Source organism: Streptococcus sp. 27098_8_82 (assembly GCF_041431615.1).
In the GTDB taxonomy this organism is placed as follows: domain Bacteria; phylum Bacillota; class Bacilli; order Lactobacillales; family Streptococcaceae; genus Streptococcus; species Streptococcus sanguinis_K.
This window is the reverse complement of the sequence record NZ_JAPVYB010000013.1, coordinates 1-19488: the sequence shown is the minus strand read 5'-3', so window position 1 is coordinate 19488 and position 19488 is coordinate 1. Positions and strand designations below refer to the sequence as shown.

The window sequence follows — 19488 nt, the reverse complement described above, 5'->3', positions numbered from 1 at the left end:
GCTCTATGGTGACAAAGGAAATGATGAATTGAATGGTGGAGATGGCAATGATCTACTAGATGGCGGTTCTGGCAATGATAAGCTCTATGGAGGAGCTGGTGATGATACCTACATTTTCGATTTAGGTCATGGTAAGGATACCATTAGTGATTACGAAGGTCTAAGCACCATTCGCTTTGGGGAAGGGATTAGTCCAGAGAAGCTGAGGCTTGCTAAAAGCGATAACTGGAATTTATCTTTGACACAGGGTGATGATCAGCTGATTTTGAACAACTATTTTTATAGTAGCTCTTATAGAAACGTTCGCTTGGAATTCTCGGATAAACGTACGGCAACTGTTAACGATCAGTTAATGACTCTGGATGTGAAGGCTGCACCAGTTAGTGAATCAGCTGTTACGCCTGTTGTTCAAGCGCAGACACTAGTAACTCTTGTAAACGATGTTGCTTCAAGCAATCCAGTTACGAATACGAGTCCGTTACCCCAAGCAAGCACAACGGAAATACGATCAGTGACTCAATCTCAACTACTAGTTCAGGAAGTATCTGCTCTGCCAAGTGAAAATACTGTATCGGCTGTTAATTCAGCTGCTAATACAAATACGAATCTCTTTACAGAGCAACTAACAGTACAATAGTACAACAATAGAAATTAGGGACGATTTTGTTCCCTAGTTTCTTGTTTTTTAGAAGATAGAAAATGAGAGAGGATTAAGAAAAAGAAATGAATTATGAACACCTGTCTACTTATTCGGCAGTGGAATGTTTTTTGATTATGTCACAATTTTTAGGAGTGCAGGCAAGCGAGGAAGATTTAAAACAAATCGCTGCCAATAGTTCCTTTAATGAGTCAATTCCTTTTATGTTGGAAGCGGCAAAATACTACCAACTTAAAGGGAAATATGTTGTCTTACCGATGAAAGATTTGGTCAAAAAAGCAGGAAGTATGGTTCCCTTTATAGCTCAAGACAGGGAGGGGAGTTACTTTATTATTGCAAGATTACAGGAAGAGGAAGTTTTGCTTCTCTATCCAGGAGAGTCCAGTCCTCATTTACTATCGCTAGAAAAGTTGAAGGAAAAATGGGATGGCTCTGCTATTCTCCTGACTAAAAAAGGATCTTTAAGAGGAAGTGATTCACTTTTTAGCTTTAAGTGGTTCATTCCGACGGTATTGCGTTTTAAGACAGCTTTTGTCCAAGTATTGCTGGGGATTTTTGTTATTCAGATTTTGGGGATTTCAACCCCCATTATGGTTCAGGTCATTATTGACAAGGTTCTGTCTCATCATAGTTTGTCCACTTTGACCGTCATCGCCATTGGGATCGGTCTAGTATATATTTTTGAGCTGATTCTGTCTTTGGCTAAGAACTATTTATTTACCCATACTACCAACCGTATTGATGTACTACTAAATGCACGTTTGTTTAAGCATTTATTCGCTCTGCCACTGCGCTATTTTGAGGCCAGAAGAGCAGGAGAGACGGTTGCAAGAGTTCAGGAGCTACACCATATTCGGCAATTTTTGACAGGAACACCTCTATCATCTCTGATTGATGCGTTTTTCATCCTAGTCTATGTAGCGGTTCTATTTTTCTATAGCGTTCCTCTGACATGGCTGGTGTTGGCATCTATTCCCTGTTTTGCACTTCTGTCAGCCATTGTGACCCCCCTCTTTAAAAAAAGTTTGGATGAGCAATTCCAAGCAGGTGCAGAGACCAGTTCCTTTTTGGTGGAGTCAATTCAGGGTGTACAGACAGTCAAGTCCTTTGCTTTGGAATCGAAATTTGAGCAGAAGTGGGGAGACCTGCAGGCGGATTATGTCAGGGCCAACTATCGAACAGCCATGATTGCCTCCAATTCAGGAGTGCTTGGACAATTTATTCAGAAAGCGTTTGATCTTTTGATTCTTGTTTTTGGTGCCTTGGCTGTAATTGATGGTAAATTTACCATTGGGCAATTAGTTGCTTTTAGAATGTTATCTAGCCATATCAGTGGTCCTGTACTTCGTTTAGTTCAGCTTTGGCAAGAGTATCAACAAGCATCCTTATCAGTAACTCGTATTGGTGATATTTTTAACTCTCCAACTGAACTACGTCCAAATGGCTTGGCTGAATTGCCAACTTTAGAAGGGAAGATCGTTTTTGATCACGTTCGTTTTCGATACCGTTCAGATGCTTCGGATGTTATTAAAGATATGAGCTTTACTATTCCGGCTGGTAGCATTGTCGGAGTAGTTGGTCGGAGTGGTTCAGGTAAAAGTACCTTATCCAAGCTCATTCAGCGTCTCTATGTCCCAGAGGCTGGGAAAATCTCTATTGACGGTTTAGACCTGTCTTTGGTTAATCCAGAGCAGTTGAGACGGCAGATTGGCATTGTTTTACAGGAAAACTTTATGTTTAACGGTACTGTGCGGGAAAATATATCTATTCATTTGCCTCTAGCAACTATGGATGAGGTTGTAGCTGCCGCTAAGACAGCAGGAGCGCATGACTTTATTCTAGCTCTTCCTCAAGGATATGATACCGTTATTGGCGAGAAAGGCCTGGGTTTGTCTGGGGGGCAGAAACAACGTGTTGCCATTGCTCGCGCTATTTTAGGTAATCCTAAGATTTTGATTTTTGATGAAGCGACCTCAGCTCTGGATTATGAGTCAGAACGAATTATCCAAGATAATCTAAAAACTATTTGTCAAGGACGTACGGTGCTTATTATTGCTCATAGGCTTTCTACATTGGCTGAAGCTGAAAAAATATTAGTAGTTGATGAAGGAAATGTGGTGTCTTATGATAGCCATGAACGACTTCTTGAAGAAGATGGACTATACGCACATCTCTATCGTCAACAGGAAAGGGTGGGATAAGATGGATATGAATAAAAATGCTCCCTTAACCGACTATTTACGAAAATATAGGCAGCAAAAAGATAGTACACTAAAATATGACTTTATGCCATCGTTGTTAGAGATTGTTGAGCGACCTGCGCATATTGCGGGGAAATGGATTATAATTTTAATTAGTCTTCTATTGCTCACAGTCTTGCTTTGGGCTTCTTTATCAAGAATTGATGTGGTTGTTGTTGGAACGGGAGAAATAGTGCCTGAGGAACGGGTGCAGTCAGTTTCTAGTTTAACTAATGGCATAGTTAAGTCTATGAACGTCAAGGAGGGTGACCAAGTTGAAAAGGGAACAACCATATTAGAACTAGATGATGCAGTAACCAAACAAAATGTCGGACAATTAGAAAACAGCCTCACCGAAATCAACTCTTCCATCGCAGTAATTCAAAAATATCAGGCTGATAAAAATGTCTCTATTCAATTATCAGATTATGATTCTTCGGCTCAGAATGCTGTTCAAAGCTTGATATCTGAAAACAATCTTTATCGTCAGCAATTATCACAAGCTGATGCTAACTTAGTAACTGCACAGTATGATACTAGTCTTGCTCAAAAAATGGCAACTTTGACGGAAAATAAACGAAAAACCGAGACGGATCTAGCTCAGCAACATTATATTTTAGAACATCTAGCAATTAAAGCTCCTTCAACAGGTCAAATTGCTAGTCTATCTGTTAGTTATATTGGACAGAATATTAGTTCAGAAAATCCAATAGTAACAATTCTACCTAGTAAATCAGAGTTGATATTTGAAGCACAAGTATCTGATAAGGATCGTGCAGATATTCAAAAAGATATGGAAGCAGTTGTAAAACTACAAGCTTATCCTTATTCTGATTATGGGACGATACCTGGCAAAGTGACTTATATAAGTCCAACAGCTTTTCAAGTAAAAGGGAAAGGAATGGTATACATAGTCAGAATCTCAGTTGATAAAAAGAAACTTCATAAAGGAGTGAGCTTGATTTCAGGCTTATCTGGCACTATTGAAATTAAAACTAGTAGCAGGAGCGTATTGGATTATTTTCTAGACCCTATTCGGGATGGCTTAAATGGTAGTCTGAAGGAAAAATAGTTTCAGAAACCATTTGATCAATTTTAGTAATGCAGCCTTAGGGCTGTATTTTTTTGAAAAAACATTTAAATTTCACACTTGAAAGGTCTAATTCAAACAAAGAAGTCAATTCCATTCAGTTCTCTAGTACGATCTTTGACTAACTTTCTAGTCTCTTTTTTTATGTTCGTTGGCTATCAATCTCTAATATCTAAGCAAAAAAGGTGACAGATATATCAAAGTTTGTTAAATTGATTTGGTATATTATGTAATCAAAAGGAGATGTTATGAATAAAATCACTATTCAGTCACCAGATGGAAGCAAAGTTAAAACCTTGTCACCATCCTACTCTATTACAACGTTACTTTTTAGTTTTTTTGTCCCACTTTTTCGAAAGGACTGGAAATACTTTGGTATTATTTTAGGTTCTTTCTGCGCTTTGCTTGTTATTGCTGTGCTTTTCATTCCAGAAGATTTGTTAAAGCCAACTGGAACAGCCTTTAATTTCTTTTGGACTTTTTTCTATAATCGTTTTTGGATAAAAGATCGTGTTTTCAATGACGGATGGCTACCTGCCGATGAAGAAAGCAGAAGTCTGCTGAAGAAGAGTTTTCCTAATATGCCATAAAACTACTGAAATAAATTTTTTCTATGATAAACAAAGTTAAATACACAAGAGGGGGAATGCGATATAAAAGGAGATAAAGAATTGGGTTTAGGAGGAGCTGGGGAAATGGGAAAAAGATTTAAGTTTTCTCCGCTAAAAGCGAGAATTTTGATGATGGTCGGTCCAATGTTTGGCGCTATCTTCTTTGGTTTTTTTTCGTGTAGTGTTATTTATCATACATTAAAAGTAGGATTATCATTTTGGCTAGATTTGATTCATGAAAATTTTATGTTGATTGGTTGCTATATTTGGTTTCATATTGAATTATTCAAGTCTATCTATAGAATGATAAAAAATAATCTTTTGTTAAACAGCAATATTCAGGAATTGAGAGATTGTTACTCTGAGCTTGAAGATAGCTGGGACTATCTCAATGATGCGGACTACCTTGATGAACGTTTGCAAGTTTTGGTTTATGGCGATCATCTCATTTGTTACAGGACATTTGATATTGTCTACCTACCAGAATGTTCTAAGATAATTGCATCTATGACAACGTCTGTTTCAGTTCGTAATCCTCGTCGGGCAAAACTTATTCATTTTTTTGCAAGTTACCTTGATGGCAGTGAATCTGAACTCCGAACAAATGAGTTTCGAAGTTTTGCCGGAATTAATCAGAAAGCTCGTAAAGATGCCTTATTTGATTATATAAGAGAGAACTTTTATTATATTGAACTCGAAACTTTCGACTAAGGGAAAGAAGTAGATATTAGTCAAGTAAGAGATTTGCAGAAAATAATGACTAAATTTAAAAAGATTGTATAAAAAGCTTGCAATCTTTTTTTTCTTTTGCTATAATTATCAATGGTTTGAAAAAACTGCCTAAGACAGTAGGGGAGCTCGACTCATAAAGATCCTACCGAGGACAAAACGTATCATGTAAAAAGAAGCGTATTGTACTTTCGTGTCTAGGTTTGGGCGCGTTTTTCTTTTGGAAAATTCCCCAAGCAAAATAATTACGGAGGTGAAACACTAAATGAGTGAAGCTATTATTGCTAAAAAAGCGGAACTGGTTGACGCAGTTGCTGAGAAAATGAAAGCTGCTGCATCTATCGTCGTTGTTGACGCTCGTGGTTTGACTGTTGAGCAAGATACCGTTCTTCGTCGTGAGCTTCGTGGAAGCGAAGTTGAGTACAAAGTTATCAAAAACTCAATCTTGCGTCGTGCAGCTGAAAAAGCTGGACTTGAAGACCTGGCATCTATTTTTGTTGGACCATCTGCAGTAGCATTTTCTAACGAAGATGTTGTTGCTCCAGCGAAAATCTTGAACGACTTTGCTAAGAACGCTGATGCACTTGAAATCAAAGGTGGTGCAATTGAAGGCGCTGTCGCATCAAAAGAAGAGATTCTTGCACTTGCAACTCTTCCAAACCGCGAAGGACTTCTTTCTATGCTCCTTTCTGTACTTCAAGCGCCAGTTCGCAACGTTGCACTTGCTGTCAAAGCAGTTGCAGACAACAAAGAAGACGCAGCTTAATCTTAAGCTACGCAGCGTAGCCTAGCTACGAAAAAAATATTATAAATTTAAAAATTATTTGGAGGAAATAACAATGGCATTGAACATTGAAAACATTATTGCTGAAATTAAAGAAGCTTCAATCCTTGAATTGAACGACCTTGTAAAAGCTATCGAAGAAGAATTTGGTGTAACTGCAGCTGCTCCTGTAGCTGTAGCTGCTGCTGGTGCTGGTGAAGCTGCCGCTGCTAAAGATTCATTCGATATCGAATTGACTGCAGCTGGCGACAAGAAAGTCGGCGTTATCAAAGTTGTACGTGAAATCACTGGTCTTGGCCTTAAAGAAGCTAAAGAACTTGTTGATGGTGCACCAAACGTTATCAAAGAAGGCGTTGCTGCAGCAGAAGCTGAAGAACTTAAAGCTAAATTGGAAGAAGCAGGCGCTTCAGTTACTCTTAAATAATAGAGTTTCCAATCATAGAAATCAACCAAGTCGAAAGACTTGGTTTTTTTGTATCCAAAAATCATTTTTATGTTAAAACGCTAACAAAAAATAGGATTGTATGATATAATTTAGACAGATTATTGCGATTTAGGAGATATTATGAATAAAATAAAAGTTATATGAGATTGTTGATTAGGAGATTTTTATTAGGGGGATCCAGATGAATGAATGCAATGGCTTACTGTTGCTCATTCTCTGATTTAAAGGATTTGTTATTCTTTTTTAGAATAATTTGAAAGGGATTTTATGAAAAAGTTTTTTGGGGAGAAGCAAACTCGGTTTGCTTTTAGGAAATTAGCTGTCGGGCTTGTTTCGGCTGCTATTTCTAGTTTGTTTTTTGTTTCTATCGTTGGGGTTGACTCTGTTCAAGCGCAGGAAAAGGTGAATGTACACTATAAATACGTGACAGATACTGAAATAACTCTGCAAGAAAAGGAGTTGATTGTAAGTGGATTTCCTAAAATGCCTGAAGGCAATGAGGAGACTTACTATCTTGTCTACAGGTTAAACTCAAATGCTGGAGCAAAAACGTTACCTAATACAGGCGACAGTAACAATTCCAATACTATGATGACGGCTGGTCTGTTAACGACGATAGGATTGGTTTTTTTTCTTGTGTCAAAAAGAAAGGTTAAAAGCAAGTTCCTATTGACTGTTTTGGTGGGTGCTAGTGTCGGAGGAGGTTTGATACTATCTGTCGATGCACTGGAAAATGGGATCTTGCTAAAGTATAATGCGGAATATCAAGTCTCGGCTGGGGAAAGTCTGCCTTCACCGGATGAGATTTCGGGCTATACCTATGTTGGCTATATAAAAGACGAATCGATTAAAAAATTATTAGACAATAAAATTACTGATAATCAGCAGAATGCTAATCTAGATAAAGAAGCTTTAAACCAAAATAAGAAGCTAGATTATTCTGTTTCTTTCGATAAGAATGGGCTGAAAAATCAAACTCTTGGTGTCAATACAATTGAGCCTCAAGATGAAGTTTTGTCTGGCCGAGTAGCTAAGCCTGAACTATTATACAAAGAAGAGACAGTTGAAACTGAGATAGCCTATGAAGAACAAATACAAGAAAATCCGGATTTAGCCGAGGGGACTGTAAGAGTAAAACAAGAAGGCAAACCAGGCCGTAAAATCGAAGTCGTTCGAATTTTTACTGTAGATAATGCGGAAGTTTCAAGAGAGGTTCTTTCAACTAAAATAGAGGAAGCGACTCCTCAAATAGTGGAAAAAGGCACTAAAAAGCTTGAAGCACCTAGTGAAAAACCAGTAACTTCTAACTTGGTTCAACCTGAGCAAGTCGCACCATTACCCGAGTACACAGGCGTTCAATCCAGCGCAATGGTTGAGCCTGATCAACTTGTTTCTTTGCCTGAATATACAGGTACATTATCTGGAGCGATCGTTGAGCCGGAACAAATTGAACCGGAGATTGGAGGCATCCAATCCGGGGCAATAGTAGAACCTGCGCAAGTTACTCCATTACCTGAATACACTGGTGTTCAAGCAGGTTCAGTAGTGTCACCTGAACAAGCTACACCCTTACCAGAGTATACGGGGACTCAAGCAGGTGCAGTAGTAGAACCTGAACAAGTCACCCCGTCGCCTGAATACACAGGAACTCAATCAGGTGCGGTAGTGGCACCCGAGCAAGTTACTCCATTGCCGGAGTACACAGGAGTCCAAGCAGGAGCAATCGTAGAACCTGAACAAGTGTCTTCATTACCAGAATACACAGGACCTCAAGCTGGAGCAATAGTTGAGCCTGAGCAGGTAGAGCCTCCGCAAGAGTATACTGGAAACATCGAACCAGCAGCTCCAGAAACGGAAAATCCTACTGAAAAAGCTCAAGAGCCGAAAGAGCAGAAGCAAGAACCAGAAAAGAATATCGAGCTAAGAAATGTATCTGATGTAGAGCTGTATAGCCTAACTGATGGAAAATACAAGCAGCACGTTTCTCTGGATGCAGTTCCAAGCAATCAAGACAATTATTTCGTGAAGGTCAAATCTTCTAAGTTTAAAGATGTCTTCTTGCCGATTTCTTCAATAGTTGATAGCACGAAAGATGGTCAGCCAGTTTATAAAATTACAGCAAGTGCTGAGAAATTAAAACAGGACGTTGACAATAAGTACGAGGACAACTATACTTTTTACCTTGCCAAAAAGGCAGAGAAAGAAGTTACAAACTTTACGTCCTTTAGTAACCTGGTTCAAGCTATAAATAATAATCTTGGCGGAACTTATTATTTAGGTGCTAGTCTGAATGCTAATGAGATTGAACTAGAAAATGGATCTAGCAGTTATATCAATGGGACATTCACTGGTAAACTGATTGGCAGCAAAGATGGAAAAAATTATGCTATCTATAACTTGAAGAAGCCTTTATTTAACACTTTGAACGCTGCTACTGTAGAAAATCTGACTCTTAAAGATGTGAATATCTCAGGAAAAACTGATATTGGGGCCCTTGCAAATGAAGCCAATAATGCAACAAGGATTAATAATGTCCATGTAGACGGTGTTCTGGCTGGGGAACGTGGTATTGGTGGATTGGTCTGGAAGGCTGATAATTCTAAGATTACAAATAGCAGTTTCAAGGGAAGAATTGTCAATTCCTATGAAACGAGGTCACCATACAATATCGGAGGATTAGTAGGTCAACTAACTGGCATCAATGCAGTAGTAGATAAGTCAAAAGCTACAATTACCATCTCGTCAAATGCGGATAGCACAAACCAAACTGTCGGCGGCCTTGCAGGTCTTGTCGAGAAAGATGCGCTTATCAGCAATAGTTACGCCGAGGGCCAGATTAATAATGTGAAGCGCTTTGGAAGTGTTGCTGGTGTGGCTGGCTACTTGTGGGATAGAGATTCTAGCGAAGAGAGACACGCTGGAAGATTGCATAATGTTCTTAGTGATGTCAATGTTATGAACGGAAATGCCATTAGTGGGTATCACTATCGAGGAATGCGAATAACTGACTCATATAGCAACAAGGAGAACAGGGTCTACAAAGTGACTCTTGAAAAGGATGAGGTTGTCACCAAGGAATCGCTCGAAGAGAGGGGAACAATCCTCAATGATTCTCAAATCGCAAGTAAGAAATCTGAAATCAACTCTCTTGCTGTACCGAAAGTCGAAAGCTTACTGACTAGCAGAAATATAGAAAGTGATTTTTCTAAGGTTAAAGACTATCAAGCCAGTCGAGCCTTAGCATATAAGAATATAGAAAAATTACTGCCGTTTTATGATAAGGCGACCATTGTCAAATACGGTAATCTGGTAAAAGAAGATAGCGCTTTGTTCGAAAAAGAAGTCTTATCTGCAGTTATGATGAAGGATAATGAAGTAATTACAGATATTGCTTCGAATAAAGAGGCGGCTAATAAGCTCTTGCTGCACTATAAGGATCATTCATCTGAAATACTAGATATCACCTACCAATCTGACTTTAGTAAGTTAGCAGAATATCGCGTAGGCGATACTGATCTCATTTATACGCCAAATCAATTCTTACACAATCATAGTTCAATCATTAATGAAGTTTTGCCTGATTTGAGAGCGGTCGATTATCAGTCAGAGTCTATCAGAAACACCCTAGGCATTTCTTCAGGAGTTTCACTAACGGAATTATATTTAGAGGAGCAGTTTGCCAAAACCAAGGAAAATCTAGCAAATACACTGGAAAAACTTTTGTCAGCTGATGCAGTCATTGCCAGCGAAAATCAAACGATTAATGGTTACGTCGTAGATAAAATCAAACGCAATAAGGAAGCCTTGCTTCTAGGTCTGACTTATTTAGAACGCTGGTACAACTTTAACTATGGTGACGTGAATATCAAAGACTTAGTCATGTACCACATGGATTTCTTTGGTAAGGGCAACGTATCACCGCTAGACACGATCATTGAATTAGGTAAATCTAGCTTTAACAATCTTCTGGCTAAGAACAACGTAGATGCCTATAGCATCAGCCTTGCAAACAATAATGCAACAAAAGATTTGTTTAGCACGCTTGCCAATTACCGGGAAGTATTTTTACCAAACAAAACAAATAATCAATGGTTTAAAGAGCAAACCAAGGCTTATATCGTTGAAGAAAAATCAGCTATTAATGAGGTGAGGGTCAAACAAGAGCAGGCTGGCAGCAAGTATTCTATCGGGGTGTATGATCGAATTACCAGCGATACTTGGAAATACCGAAATATGGTCTTGCCATTGCTGACGATGCCTGAAAGATCTGTCTTTATCATATCGACTATATCCAGTCTTGGTTTTGGTGCCTATGACAGATATAGAAATAATGAGCACAGAGCAGGAGCAGAACTCAATAAGTTTGTTGAGGATAATGCTCAGGAAACCGCAAAACGTCAACGCGACCATTATGATTATTGGTACAGAATATTAGACGAGCAGGGCCGTGAAAAACTCTATCGAAATATCTTGCTCTATGATGCCTATAAGTTTGGTGATGACACTACTGTCGGCAAGGCTACAGCGGAAGTGCAATTTGACAGTTCTAATCCGGCTATGAAGTATTTCTTTGGACCTGTTGGAAACAAGGTCGTACACAATAAGCACGGAGCTTACGCTACTGGGGACAGTGTTTACTACATGGGCTATCGGATGCTGGACAAGGACGGAGCCATTACCTATACCCATGAAATGACGCATGATTCTGATAATGAGATCTATTTAGGCGGATATGGAAGAAGAAGCGGACTTGGTCCAGAATTCTTCGCTAAGGGCTTGTTGCAAGCACCGGATCATCCGGATGATGCGACAATCACGGTCAACTCAATTCTCAAATATGACAAGAATGATGCGACAGAAAAATCTCGTTTGCAAGTCTTGGATCCAACTAAACGTTTCCAAAACGCGGATGATCTGAAAAACTATGTTCATAACATGTTTGATGTCATTTATATGTTGGAGTACCTAGAAGGGATGTCAATCGTGAACCGTCTGTCCGATGTGCAGAAAGTGAACGCTCTGAGAAAAGTCGAGAATAAATATGTTCGAGATGCTGATGGAAATGATGTTTACGCAACGAATGTGATAAAAAATATTACAATGGCGGATGCGCAAAAATTAAACTCATTCGACAGTCTCATTGAAAATGATATTGTTTCAGCGCGTGAGTACAAAAACGGCGACGTTGAAAGAAATGGCTACCATACGATTAAACTCTTCTCTCCGATTTATTCGGCTTTAAGCAGTGAGAAAGGAACGCCTGGCGATCTTATGGGACGGCGTATGGCTTATGAACTTCTGGCAGCCAAAGGCTTTAAAGATGGTATGGTCCCTTATATCTCTAATCAGTATGAAGATGATGCCAAGCAAAACGGGAAAACAATCAGTATCTATGGTAAGATTAGAGGTCTGGTAACAGATGACTTGGTTTTACGCAAGGTCTTCAACGGTCAATTTAATAGTTGGACTGAGTTTAAGAAGGCTATGTATGAAGAACGTAAAAACAAGTTCGACAGTCTGAACAAGGTCACATTTGATGATACAAGACAACCATGGACAAGTTATGCTACCAAGACTATAAGTACTGTAGAAGAGTTGCAAACCTTGATGGATGAAGCCGTTCTCAAAGATGCAAATGACAATTGGTATTCTTGGAGCGGCTATAAACCAGAACATGACAGTGCTGTCCACAAGCTTAAAAAAGCAGTCTTTAAAGCTTACCTCGATCAAACCAATGATTTCAGAAAATCAATCTTTGAAAACCAGAAGTGATTGGTTTGAGTTTATCAAATGGACTGCAAAGTTGCAAGTCTGAAATGTTAGGGCAGAGCTTGAATTACTCTTAAATTCAGACCTTCTTGCAGATAAGAAATGACGAACCTAGTGAAAACTAGGTTTGTTTTTCTATATAAGTCATGCAATTAAAACAATTGCTAGTCTGCTTTCAGGAAGTTTGCTGCTGACAGTCATTTATGAGGCTGATGATAAGCAGAAAAAAGTCTGAAATGACCTTTACCCTACTTCATATTTTTGTTATAATATTTGTATTAAAGCGTGCATTTGCGCGCTCTTTTCTGTGTTTTCAAAGCACATGGTTGCTTTAGAGTGAGTTGTTTTTGAATAGATAGTGAAGGAGGACTTATGTTATACATTTGGTCTTATTTAAAGAGATATCCTAAGTGGTTGGTCTTAGACTTTGTGGCGGCAATCTTTTTTGTGATTGTTAATCTAGGTTTGCCAACGGTGCTGGCTCGGATGATTGATGAGGGAATCAATCCTAAGCAGACAGATCGGCTCTTTTTCTGGGCTTGGGTCATGTTTGGCGTTATTATCTTAGGAGTGCTGGGGCGAATCGTTCTGGCTTATGCGGCTGGGAAGCTGACGACGACCATGGTACAGGATATGCGCAATGATCTCTATGCCAAGCTGCAAGAGTATTCTCATCATGAGTATGAGCAGATTGGAGTGTCTTCTTTGGTCACGCGCTTGACTTCGGATGCTTTTGTACTCATGCAGTTTGCGGAGCAAACCCTTAAAATGGGTGTCATTACTCCCATGATGATGCTGTCTAGTATTCTCATGATTTTTCTGACCAGTCCGTCTCTGGCATGGATTGTAGCTGTTTCAGTGCCTTTCTTGGCAGTCGTGGTCATCTATGTAGCGGTTAAAACCAAGCCCCTGTCTGAAAAGCAGCAGAAGACCCTTGATAAGATTAATCAGTATGTGAGGGAAAATCTGACTGGCCTACGCGTTATTCGAGCTTTTGCGCGTGAGGAATTTCAAGAGAAGCGTTTTGCTGATGAAAATGAGGTCTATGCGCAAAACTCCAATAAGCTCTTTAAGCTGACTGGTCTGACAGAGCCGCTCTTTGTGCAGATTATTATTGCGATGATTGTGGCCATTGTCTGGTTTGCCCTAGATCCATTGAGGGACGGCAGTCTTGAAATCGGAAATCTCGTTGCCTTTATCGAATACAGCTTTCACGCCCTGCTGTCCTTTCTCTTCTTGGCCAATCTCTTTACCATGTATCCGCGAACAGCGGTATCGAGCCAGCGGCTCAAGGAAGTTATGGATATGCCCATTTCAATCAATCCTAATGAAGATGGTATAACTGAGACAGATACGCAGGGGTATCTGGAGTTTGACAATGTAACCTTCGCTTATCCGGGTGAGACGGAGAGTCCTGTGCTGCATAATATTTCCTTCAAGGCTAAGCCGGGTGAGACTATTGCCTTTATCGGTTCAACTGGTTCTGGTAAGTCTACGCTGGTACAGCTGATTCCGCGCTTTTACGATGTAACACTTGGTAAGATTTTAGTGGACGGTGTGGACGTCCGTGAGTACAATCTGAAAGCTCTGCGTCAGAAGATTGGCTTTATCCCGCAGAAGGCTCTGTTATTTACTGGAACTATCGCAGAAAACCTACGCTATGGAAAGGAAGAGGCCAGTCAGGAAGAGCTGAGTCAGGCAGCTGAGGTGGCTCAAGCCAAGGACTTTATCGAAAGTCGGGAAGAGCGTTTTGAGACTCATCTGGCCGAGGGAGGCAGCAATCTATCCGGTGGGCAGAAGCAGAGACTCTCTATTGCCCGAGCGGTGGTTAAAAAGCCGGATATTTATATCTTCGACGACTCTTTTTCTGCTCTGGATTATAAGACGGATGCGGTGCTGCGTCGTCGTCTCAAGGAAGTGACAGGTCAGGCAACGGTGCTGATTGTGGCCCAACGTGTGGGAACCATCATGGATGCTGACCAGATTATCGTTCTAGATCAGGGCGAAATCGTCGGACGCGGCAAGCACGAAGAGCTGATGGAAACCAATGATATTTATCGTGAAATTGCGGATTCGCAGCTGAAGAATCAAGCTTTGACAGAGGAATAGAAAGGAGACTGACATGAAAAACACATCAAGTTTTGCTCGTCTATGGAGCTACCTAAAAGTTTATAAATTTGCAGTCGCCTTTGCCATCTTCCTCAAAATCCTAAGTGTCGTCATGAGCGTTGTCGAGCCTTTTGTCTTAGGTTTAGCCATTACAGAATTGACAAATAATCTGCTGGATATGGCTAAAGGTGTGGCTGGCGCCCAAATTAATGTGTCCTATGTTGGCTGGGTCATGGTTTTGTATTTTGTGCGGGCGATTTTTTATGAAATCGGTTCTTACTATTCTAATTACTTTATGACCAATGCAGTGCAGGCTACCATTCGTGACTTGCGCGATGAACTTAGTCATAAGATTAATCGCATCCCCGTTTCTTACTTTGATAAGCACCAGTTTGGTGATTTGCTGGGACGTTTTACCAGCGATGTCGAAGCCGTTTCAAATGCCTTGCAGCAGTCCTTTCTGCAGGTTATCAATGCAGTCTTCACTCTGATCTTGGTTATCGTCATGGTATTGGTGCTTAATCTGCAGTTGGGTATCATTGTGGTAATCTCGATTCCGATTACCTACCTTAGTGCCCGCTTTATCGTGAAGAAATCGCAACCTTACTTTAAACAGCAGGCAGATGTACTGGGGGCTATGAATGGCTTTGTTCAGGAAAATCTGACAGGTTTTAATATCTTGAAGCTCTATGTCAGAGAAGAAAGTTCGCAGGAGGATTTTCGACAAATTACGCAAAAGCTGCAGAAAGTAGGTTTTAAAGCCAGCTTTATCTCCGGTTTGATGATGCCTGTTTTGAATGTTATTTCGGATCTGACCTACCTCTTACTGGCTCTGCTGGGCGGTCTTCAGGTTATTGCTGGGCGATTGACAGTCGGGAATATGCAGGCTTTTGTACAATATGTCTGGCAGATTAACCAGCCTATTCAAAACCTGACTCAGCTGGCAGGTCAGCTTCAGAGTGCCAAGTCTTCTTTGGACCGAATTTTCCAAGTGCTGGACGAAGCAGACGAAGTCAATGATGAGACAGAAAAGCTAGAGCAAGATTTGACAGGTCAGGTTAGCTTCAAGGGTGTGGACTTCCAGTATGTGGCAGACAAACCGCTCATTCGGAATTTCAATCTGGAGGTCAAACCTGGAGAAATGGTCGCCATTGTAGGTCCGACTGGTGCTGGTAAGACCACGCTGATTAATTTGCTAATGCGTTTCTACGATGTGACCAAAGGCGCGATTACTGTGGATGGGCATGACATTCGCCATCTGTCCCGTCAGGACTACCGTAAACAGTTCGGTATGGTGCTGCAGGATGCCTGGCTTTATGAGGGGACTATCAAGGAAAATCTTCGCTTTGGCAATTTACAAGCTACTGATGAGGAAATTGTAGAAGCGGCTAAGGCAGCTAATGTGGACCACTTTATTCGGACCTTGCCAGGTGGCTACAATATGGAAATGAACCAAGAATCAAGCAATATCTCGCTGGGGCAGAAGCAGTTGCTTACGATTGCCAGGGCTCTTTTGGCAAATCCTAAGATTTTGATTTTGGATGAAGCGACCTCATCTGTCGATACACGGCTGGAGCTCTTGATTCAAAAGGCTATGAAGACACTCATGCAGGGCAGGACTAGTTTTGTCATTGCTCACCGACTGTCGACCATTCAAGAAGCGGATAAGATTTTGGTGCTCAAGGATGGTCAGATTATCGAGCAAGGTAATCATGAGAGCCTCTTGGCAGATAAAGGATTCTATTATGACCTTTACCAGAGTCAATTTTCTAAAAAAGCAGAAGAAGTTTAAAAGGTTTGCTAAATCATTTGATAACTGCTAGAATATAAGCAAAGTGAGGTAGCAATGTCTTTAACTAGTCAAATTATTACAGCAGAATTTCCTGATTTAGATAAGGTGGAGGCCTTAAATCGAGAAGCCTTTCCTGAAGAAGAGAGAGTTCCTATTAATGAATTTCTCCGCTATACCAATGATGAACGGTCTCATTTCTTTGCCTTCTACAATGAGGAAGAATTTGTTGGTTTTGCTTTTGCAGTTTATAACGAAAAAATGTTCTATGTCAGCTTCTTTGCGATTATGCCGCACCTTCGCAGCCATGGCTATGGGGGAGAAATCATTCATAAACTGACAGAGTTTTATCAAAAAACTATGGTTCTAGAGGTAGAACGTGTCGATGAAGAATGTGACAATTTAGAGCAACGTCAAGCACGTATGGACTTCTATAAGCGTAATGGCTTTCGAACGACCAATGCCTTTCTGGAATATGAAGGGTTAAGCTTTGAAATCTTGTATTTGGGACATCATTTTGATGAGGAGGCTTATCGAGATATTTTCCATATGCTGCAAGAGAAGAACTTCTTTGAATTCGAAATTAAGTACCGAAGATTTAGCGATGTGTAAAGAATGCTAAATGATTTATAGCCATTTTTAAAAGGTTGAGATAGGATGTCTCAACCTTTTTACTATGAAAAATCTCTTTTATTTTGTTTTGGATCTGGAAGGACAATATTGTATTTTTCTCGCATTCAGAAACAGTAGAGCATATATATTTAAAGTAAGGAAACTTTTAAAAAGATAGGTAATAGTGAAGTTATATAAATACGATTTAAAACAAATTTATTTGTATTATTCTAAAATAATTTAAAATAAGCCTTAAATCTGTGGAAAAGTGATGATTTTGCTAAAAACCATTGATAAATTATTCGATTTAATTCGATGTATTGTTTTTGATTTTAAACCAACCTACTGTGAAAAGTTAAAAATCTTGCGGAGCGGGCTATTTACGTATATAATGATAAAGCATGAAAAAATTTAAAGGAGATTTCCGTGATTAAAAAAGGTGCCTTGACAGGCTTGCTCTTATTTGGAATATTTTTCGGTGCTGGGAATTTGATTTTCCCGCCTTCGCTTGGAACATTATCTGGCCAGCATTTTTGCCCAGCTATTGCAGGATTTGTCTTGTCTGGGGTTGGACTTGCTGTTCTGACTTTGATTATCGGAACGCTCAATCCCAAGGGCTATATTCACGAGATTTCTCAGAAGATTGCGCCTTGGTTTGCTATTGTCTATCTTGTAACCTTGTATTTGTCAATTGGGCCCTTTTTTGCTATTCCGCGGACAGCGACGGTGGCCTATGAAGTTGGTATTGCTCCTATGCTGTCTAAAAATATGACTGGTATCGGATTGATTGTTTTCACGACCCTTTACTTTGCGGCTGCTTACCTGATTTCTTTGAATCCATCTAAGATTTTGGATCGGATTGGACGTATTCTGACGCCAGTCTTTGCAGTTTTGATTATTATCTTAGTCATTCTAGGAGCTTTGAAATACGGCTCAACTGCTCCTCAGCAGGCTTCGGAAGCTTATTTAGCGTCAGCTTTTGGACAGGGCTTCTTGGAGGGTTATAATACTTTGGATGCCTTGGCTTCCGTGGCTTTCAGCGTAATTGCAGTAACGACTCTAAATAAGCTAGGCTTCAAGAATAAAAAAGAGTATGTTTCAACCATCTGGGTTGTTGGTTTGATAGTAGCGTTGGGCTTTAGCGCCATGTATATCGGTTTGGCTTTTCTAGGCAATCATTTCCCAGTTCCAGCTGAGATTATTGCCAAAGGCAATCCTGGTGTTTATGTCCTGTCGCAGGCGACACAGGCTATCTTTGGACCTACAGCACAGATTTTCCTTGCAGCTATGGTTACTGTGACTTGTTTTACAACAACTGCGGGACTTATTGTATCAACTGGGGAATTCTTCCATAAAACTTTCCCTAAGGTATCCTATAAAGTTTACGCAACTGTCTTTACTTTGATTGGGTTTGCGATTGCCAATCTTGGGCTCAATGCTATTATTCAATATTCTGTTCCAGTCTTGCAAATTCTCTATCCAATTACCATTGTTATCGTGCTGATTGTTATTGTCAATAAATTCTTGCCACTGTCCAAAATCGGTATGCAATTGACGATGGCAGCAGTGACTCTGATTTCCTTTGCGGCTATTCTTGGGCAGCAGTTCCATATTACAAAGGTAAATGATATGGTAAATGCTCTTCCGTTTGCTCGGGCTTCCCTGCCTTGGTTGGTGCCAGCTCTAGTTGGAATCCTACTTTCTCTCTTTTTGCCAAACAAGCAGAAGAGTGAGCGTTTTGAGATGGAGAGCTAATAGATAACATCCGCCACAATGTGGTGGATTTTTTTGACTCATTGTCAATTATAGTAGGGAATTTATGGCGAAGGAATTCAAGCTGTTTTTTTATGAGCAATATGACAATATAATCCTTTTATAAGATAGATTTAAGAAAAATTTTAACTTTTTCTTAACCATTTTTAATCTTAGGAGATTATACTAAAGTCATAAAAAAACAAACCTAAAGGAGAATCTTATGAAATTCAATTCAAATCAAAAATATACCCGCTGGTCAATTCGTCGTTTAAGCGTGGGTGTGGCTTCCGTTGTTGTTGCCAGTGGTTTCTTTTTGCTAGTTGGTCAACCAAATACCGTACATGCAGATGATCTCACCTCAACTACTACTAAAGTTCTTCAAGAAGATTCGTCATTATTAGAAAAGAATGAGTCACCAGAGACAGTTTTAAAAGAAGAAATGGATTCTGCTCTATCTGCAAATCAGTCAGCTCCTAAGGAAGAGGTTGATGAAACTATTTCTCTAGATAAGTCTAGCCTAGCTCCTAAGGAAGAAGTGGTAAAACCAAAAGAAGAACAGACTATAGCAGAAGTTAGCAATCAAAAAGAAGAAGCTAAACCGGAGGCAACTCTTGTTGATGTTTCAAACCAAGATCGTGAAGCGAATACTTCTCAATCGGTAACGACTCCAGATGAAGTTAGAAAAGGAGTTGAAGAAAATACTAAGGACTCAGTAGACGTCCCAGCCAGCTATTTAGAAAAGGCAAACGTTCCTGGTCCATTCTTGGCAGGTGTTAATCAAGTTATTCCGTATGAAGCTTTCGGTGGAGACGGCATGTTGACACGTCTCTTACTCAAATCTTCTGACAAGGCTCCTTGGTCAGACAATGGCAAAGCGAACAATCCAGCCCTCTTACC

General features: G+C 40.0%; 13 protein-coding genes and 1 other annotated feature. All 13 genes read left to right on the top strand.

From position 1 onward, the window contains the following. The coding region (locus O3627_RS11700; protein WP_371621462.1) for a calcium-binding protein at positions 1–637 on the top strand (637 nt) is incomplete at its 5' end. An 86-nt stretch (positions 638–723) separates the two neighbouring features. Further along, on the top strand, positions 724–2859 hold the full coding sequence (locus O3627_RS11695; protein ID WP_125382196.1) for a peptidase domain-containing ABC transporter: 2136 nt from the start codon (positions 724–726) through the stop codon (positions 2857–2859). Position 2860: 1 nt separating this feature from the next. Further along, positions 2861–3970: an HlyD family efflux transporter periplasmic adaptor subunit gene (locus tag O3627_RS11690; RefSeq protein ID WP_185756107.1), complete on the top strand. Its 1110-nt coding sequence runs from the start codon at positions 2861–2863 to the stop codon at positions 3968–3970. A gap of 266 nt (positions 3971–4236) precedes the next feature. Continuing rightward, positions 4237–4578 carry a hypothetical protein gene (locus O3627_RS11685; RefSeq protein WP_011836921.1) on the top strand — a complete coding sequence of 114 codons (342 nt, stop codon included), beginning with the start codon at positions 4237–4239 and terminating at the stop codon, positions 4576–4578. Between the two features lie 105 nt (positions 4579–4683). Then, positions 4684–5310, top strand: coding sequence for a hypothetical protein (locus O3627_RS11680; RefSeq protein ID WP_011836922.1), 627 nt, complete (start codon positions 4684–4686; stop codon positions 5308–5310). 110 nt (positions 5311–5420) lie between these two features. Further along, positions 5421–5556: a sequence feature (ribosomal protein L10 leader region), on the top strand. Between the two features lie 37 nt (positions 5557–5593). Continuing rightward, positions 5594–6094 (top strand): 50S ribosomal protein L10, encoded by a 501-nt coding sequence (gene rplJ, locus O3627_RS11675; protein ID WP_011836923.1) that lies wholly within the window; start codon positions 5594–5596, stop codon positions 6092–6094. 73 nt (positions 6095–6167) lie between these two features. Then, on the top strand, positions 6168–6536 hold the full coding sequence (gene rplL / locus O3627_RS11670) for a 50S ribosomal protein L7/L12 (protein ID WP_002900419.1): 369 nt from the start codon (positions 6168–6170) through the stop codon (positions 6534–6536). 288 nt (positions 6537–6824) lie between these two features. After that, positions 6825–12329 carry a ZmpA/ZmpB/ZmpC family metallo-endopeptidase gene (locus O3627_RS11665; protein ID WP_343091727.1) on the top strand — a complete coding sequence of 1835 codons (5505 nt, stop codon included), beginning with the start codon at positions 6825–6827 and terminating at the stop codon, positions 12327–12329. Positions 12330–12698: 369 nt separating this feature from the next. Beyond that, positions 12699–14435 (top strand): ABC transporter ATP-binding protein, encoded by a 1737-nt coding sequence (locus O3627_RS11660; RefSeq protein WP_125407285.1) that lies wholly within the window; start codon positions 12699–12701, stop codon positions 14433–14435. A 13-nt stretch (positions 14436–14448) separates the two neighbouring features. Then, positions 14449–16227 carry an ABC transporter ATP-binding protein gene (locus O3627_RS11655; protein WP_343091728.1) on the top strand — a complete coding sequence of 593 codons (1779 nt, stop codon included), beginning with the start codon at positions 14449–14451 and terminating at the stop codon, positions 16225–16227. A gap of 54 nt (positions 16228–16281) precedes the next feature. Beyond that, complete coding sequence (locus O3627_RS11650) at positions 16282–16836, top strand: GNAT family N-acetyltransferase (protein WP_002895565.1); 555 nt, start codon at positions 16282–16284, stop codon at positions 16834–16836. 426 nt (positions 16837–17262) lie between these two features. Next, a complete protein-coding gene (gene brnQ / locus O3627_RS11645) occupies positions 17263–18591 on the top strand; it encodes a branched-chain amino acid transport system II carrier protein (RefSeq protein ID WP_011836927.1) in 1329 nt (442 codons plus the stop codon). A 220-nt stretch (positions 18592–18811) separates the two neighbouring features. Next, on the top strand, positions 18812–19488 hold a 677-nt coding region (locus tag O3627_RS11640; protein ID WP_371621461.1), incomplete at its 3' end, for an SSURE domain-containing protein.

Excerpts from the sequence above, each read along its gene's own strand:
- O3627_RS11655 (WP_343091728.1), top strand. The coding sequence starts at position 14,449 with ATGAAAAACACATCAAGTTTTGCTCGTCTATGGAGCTACCTAAAAGTT.
- O3627_RS11690 (WP_185756107.1), top strand. The coding sequence starts at position 2,861 with ATGGATATGAATAAAAATGCTCCCTTAACCGACTATTTACGAAAATAT.
- O3627_RS11660 (WP_125407285.1), top strand. The coding sequence starts at position 12,699 with ATGTTATACATTTGGTCTTATTTAAAGAGATATCCTAAGTGGTTGGTC.
- O3627_RS11665 (WP_343091727.1), top strand. The coding sequence starts at position 6,825 with ATGAAAAAGTTTTTTGGGGAGAAGCAAACTCGGTTTGCTTTTAGGAAA.
- O3627_RS11650 (WP_002895565.1), top strand. The coding sequence starts at position 16,282 with ATGTCTTTAACTAGTCAAATTATTACAGCAGAATTTCCTGATTTAGAT.
- rplJ (WP_011836923.1), top strand. The coding sequence starts at position 5,594 with ATGAGTGAAGCTATTATTGCTAAAAAAGCGGAACTGGTTGACGCAGTT.
- O3627_RS11695 (WP_125382196.1), top strand. The coding sequence starts at position 724 with ATGAATTATGAACACCTGTCTACTTATTCGGCAGTGGAATGTTTTTTG.
- O3627_RS11680 (WP_011836922.1), top strand. The coding sequence starts at position 4,684 with ATGGGAAAAAGATTTAAGTTTTCTCCGCTAAAAGCGAGAATTTTGATG.
- rplL (WP_002900419.1), top strand. The coding sequence starts at position 6,168 with ATGGCATTGAACATTGAAAACATTATTGCTGAAATTAAAGAAGCTTCA.
- O3627_RS11685 (WP_011836921.1), top strand. The coding sequence starts at position 4,237 with ATGAATAAAATCACTATTCAGTCACCAGATGGAAGCAAAGTTAAAACC.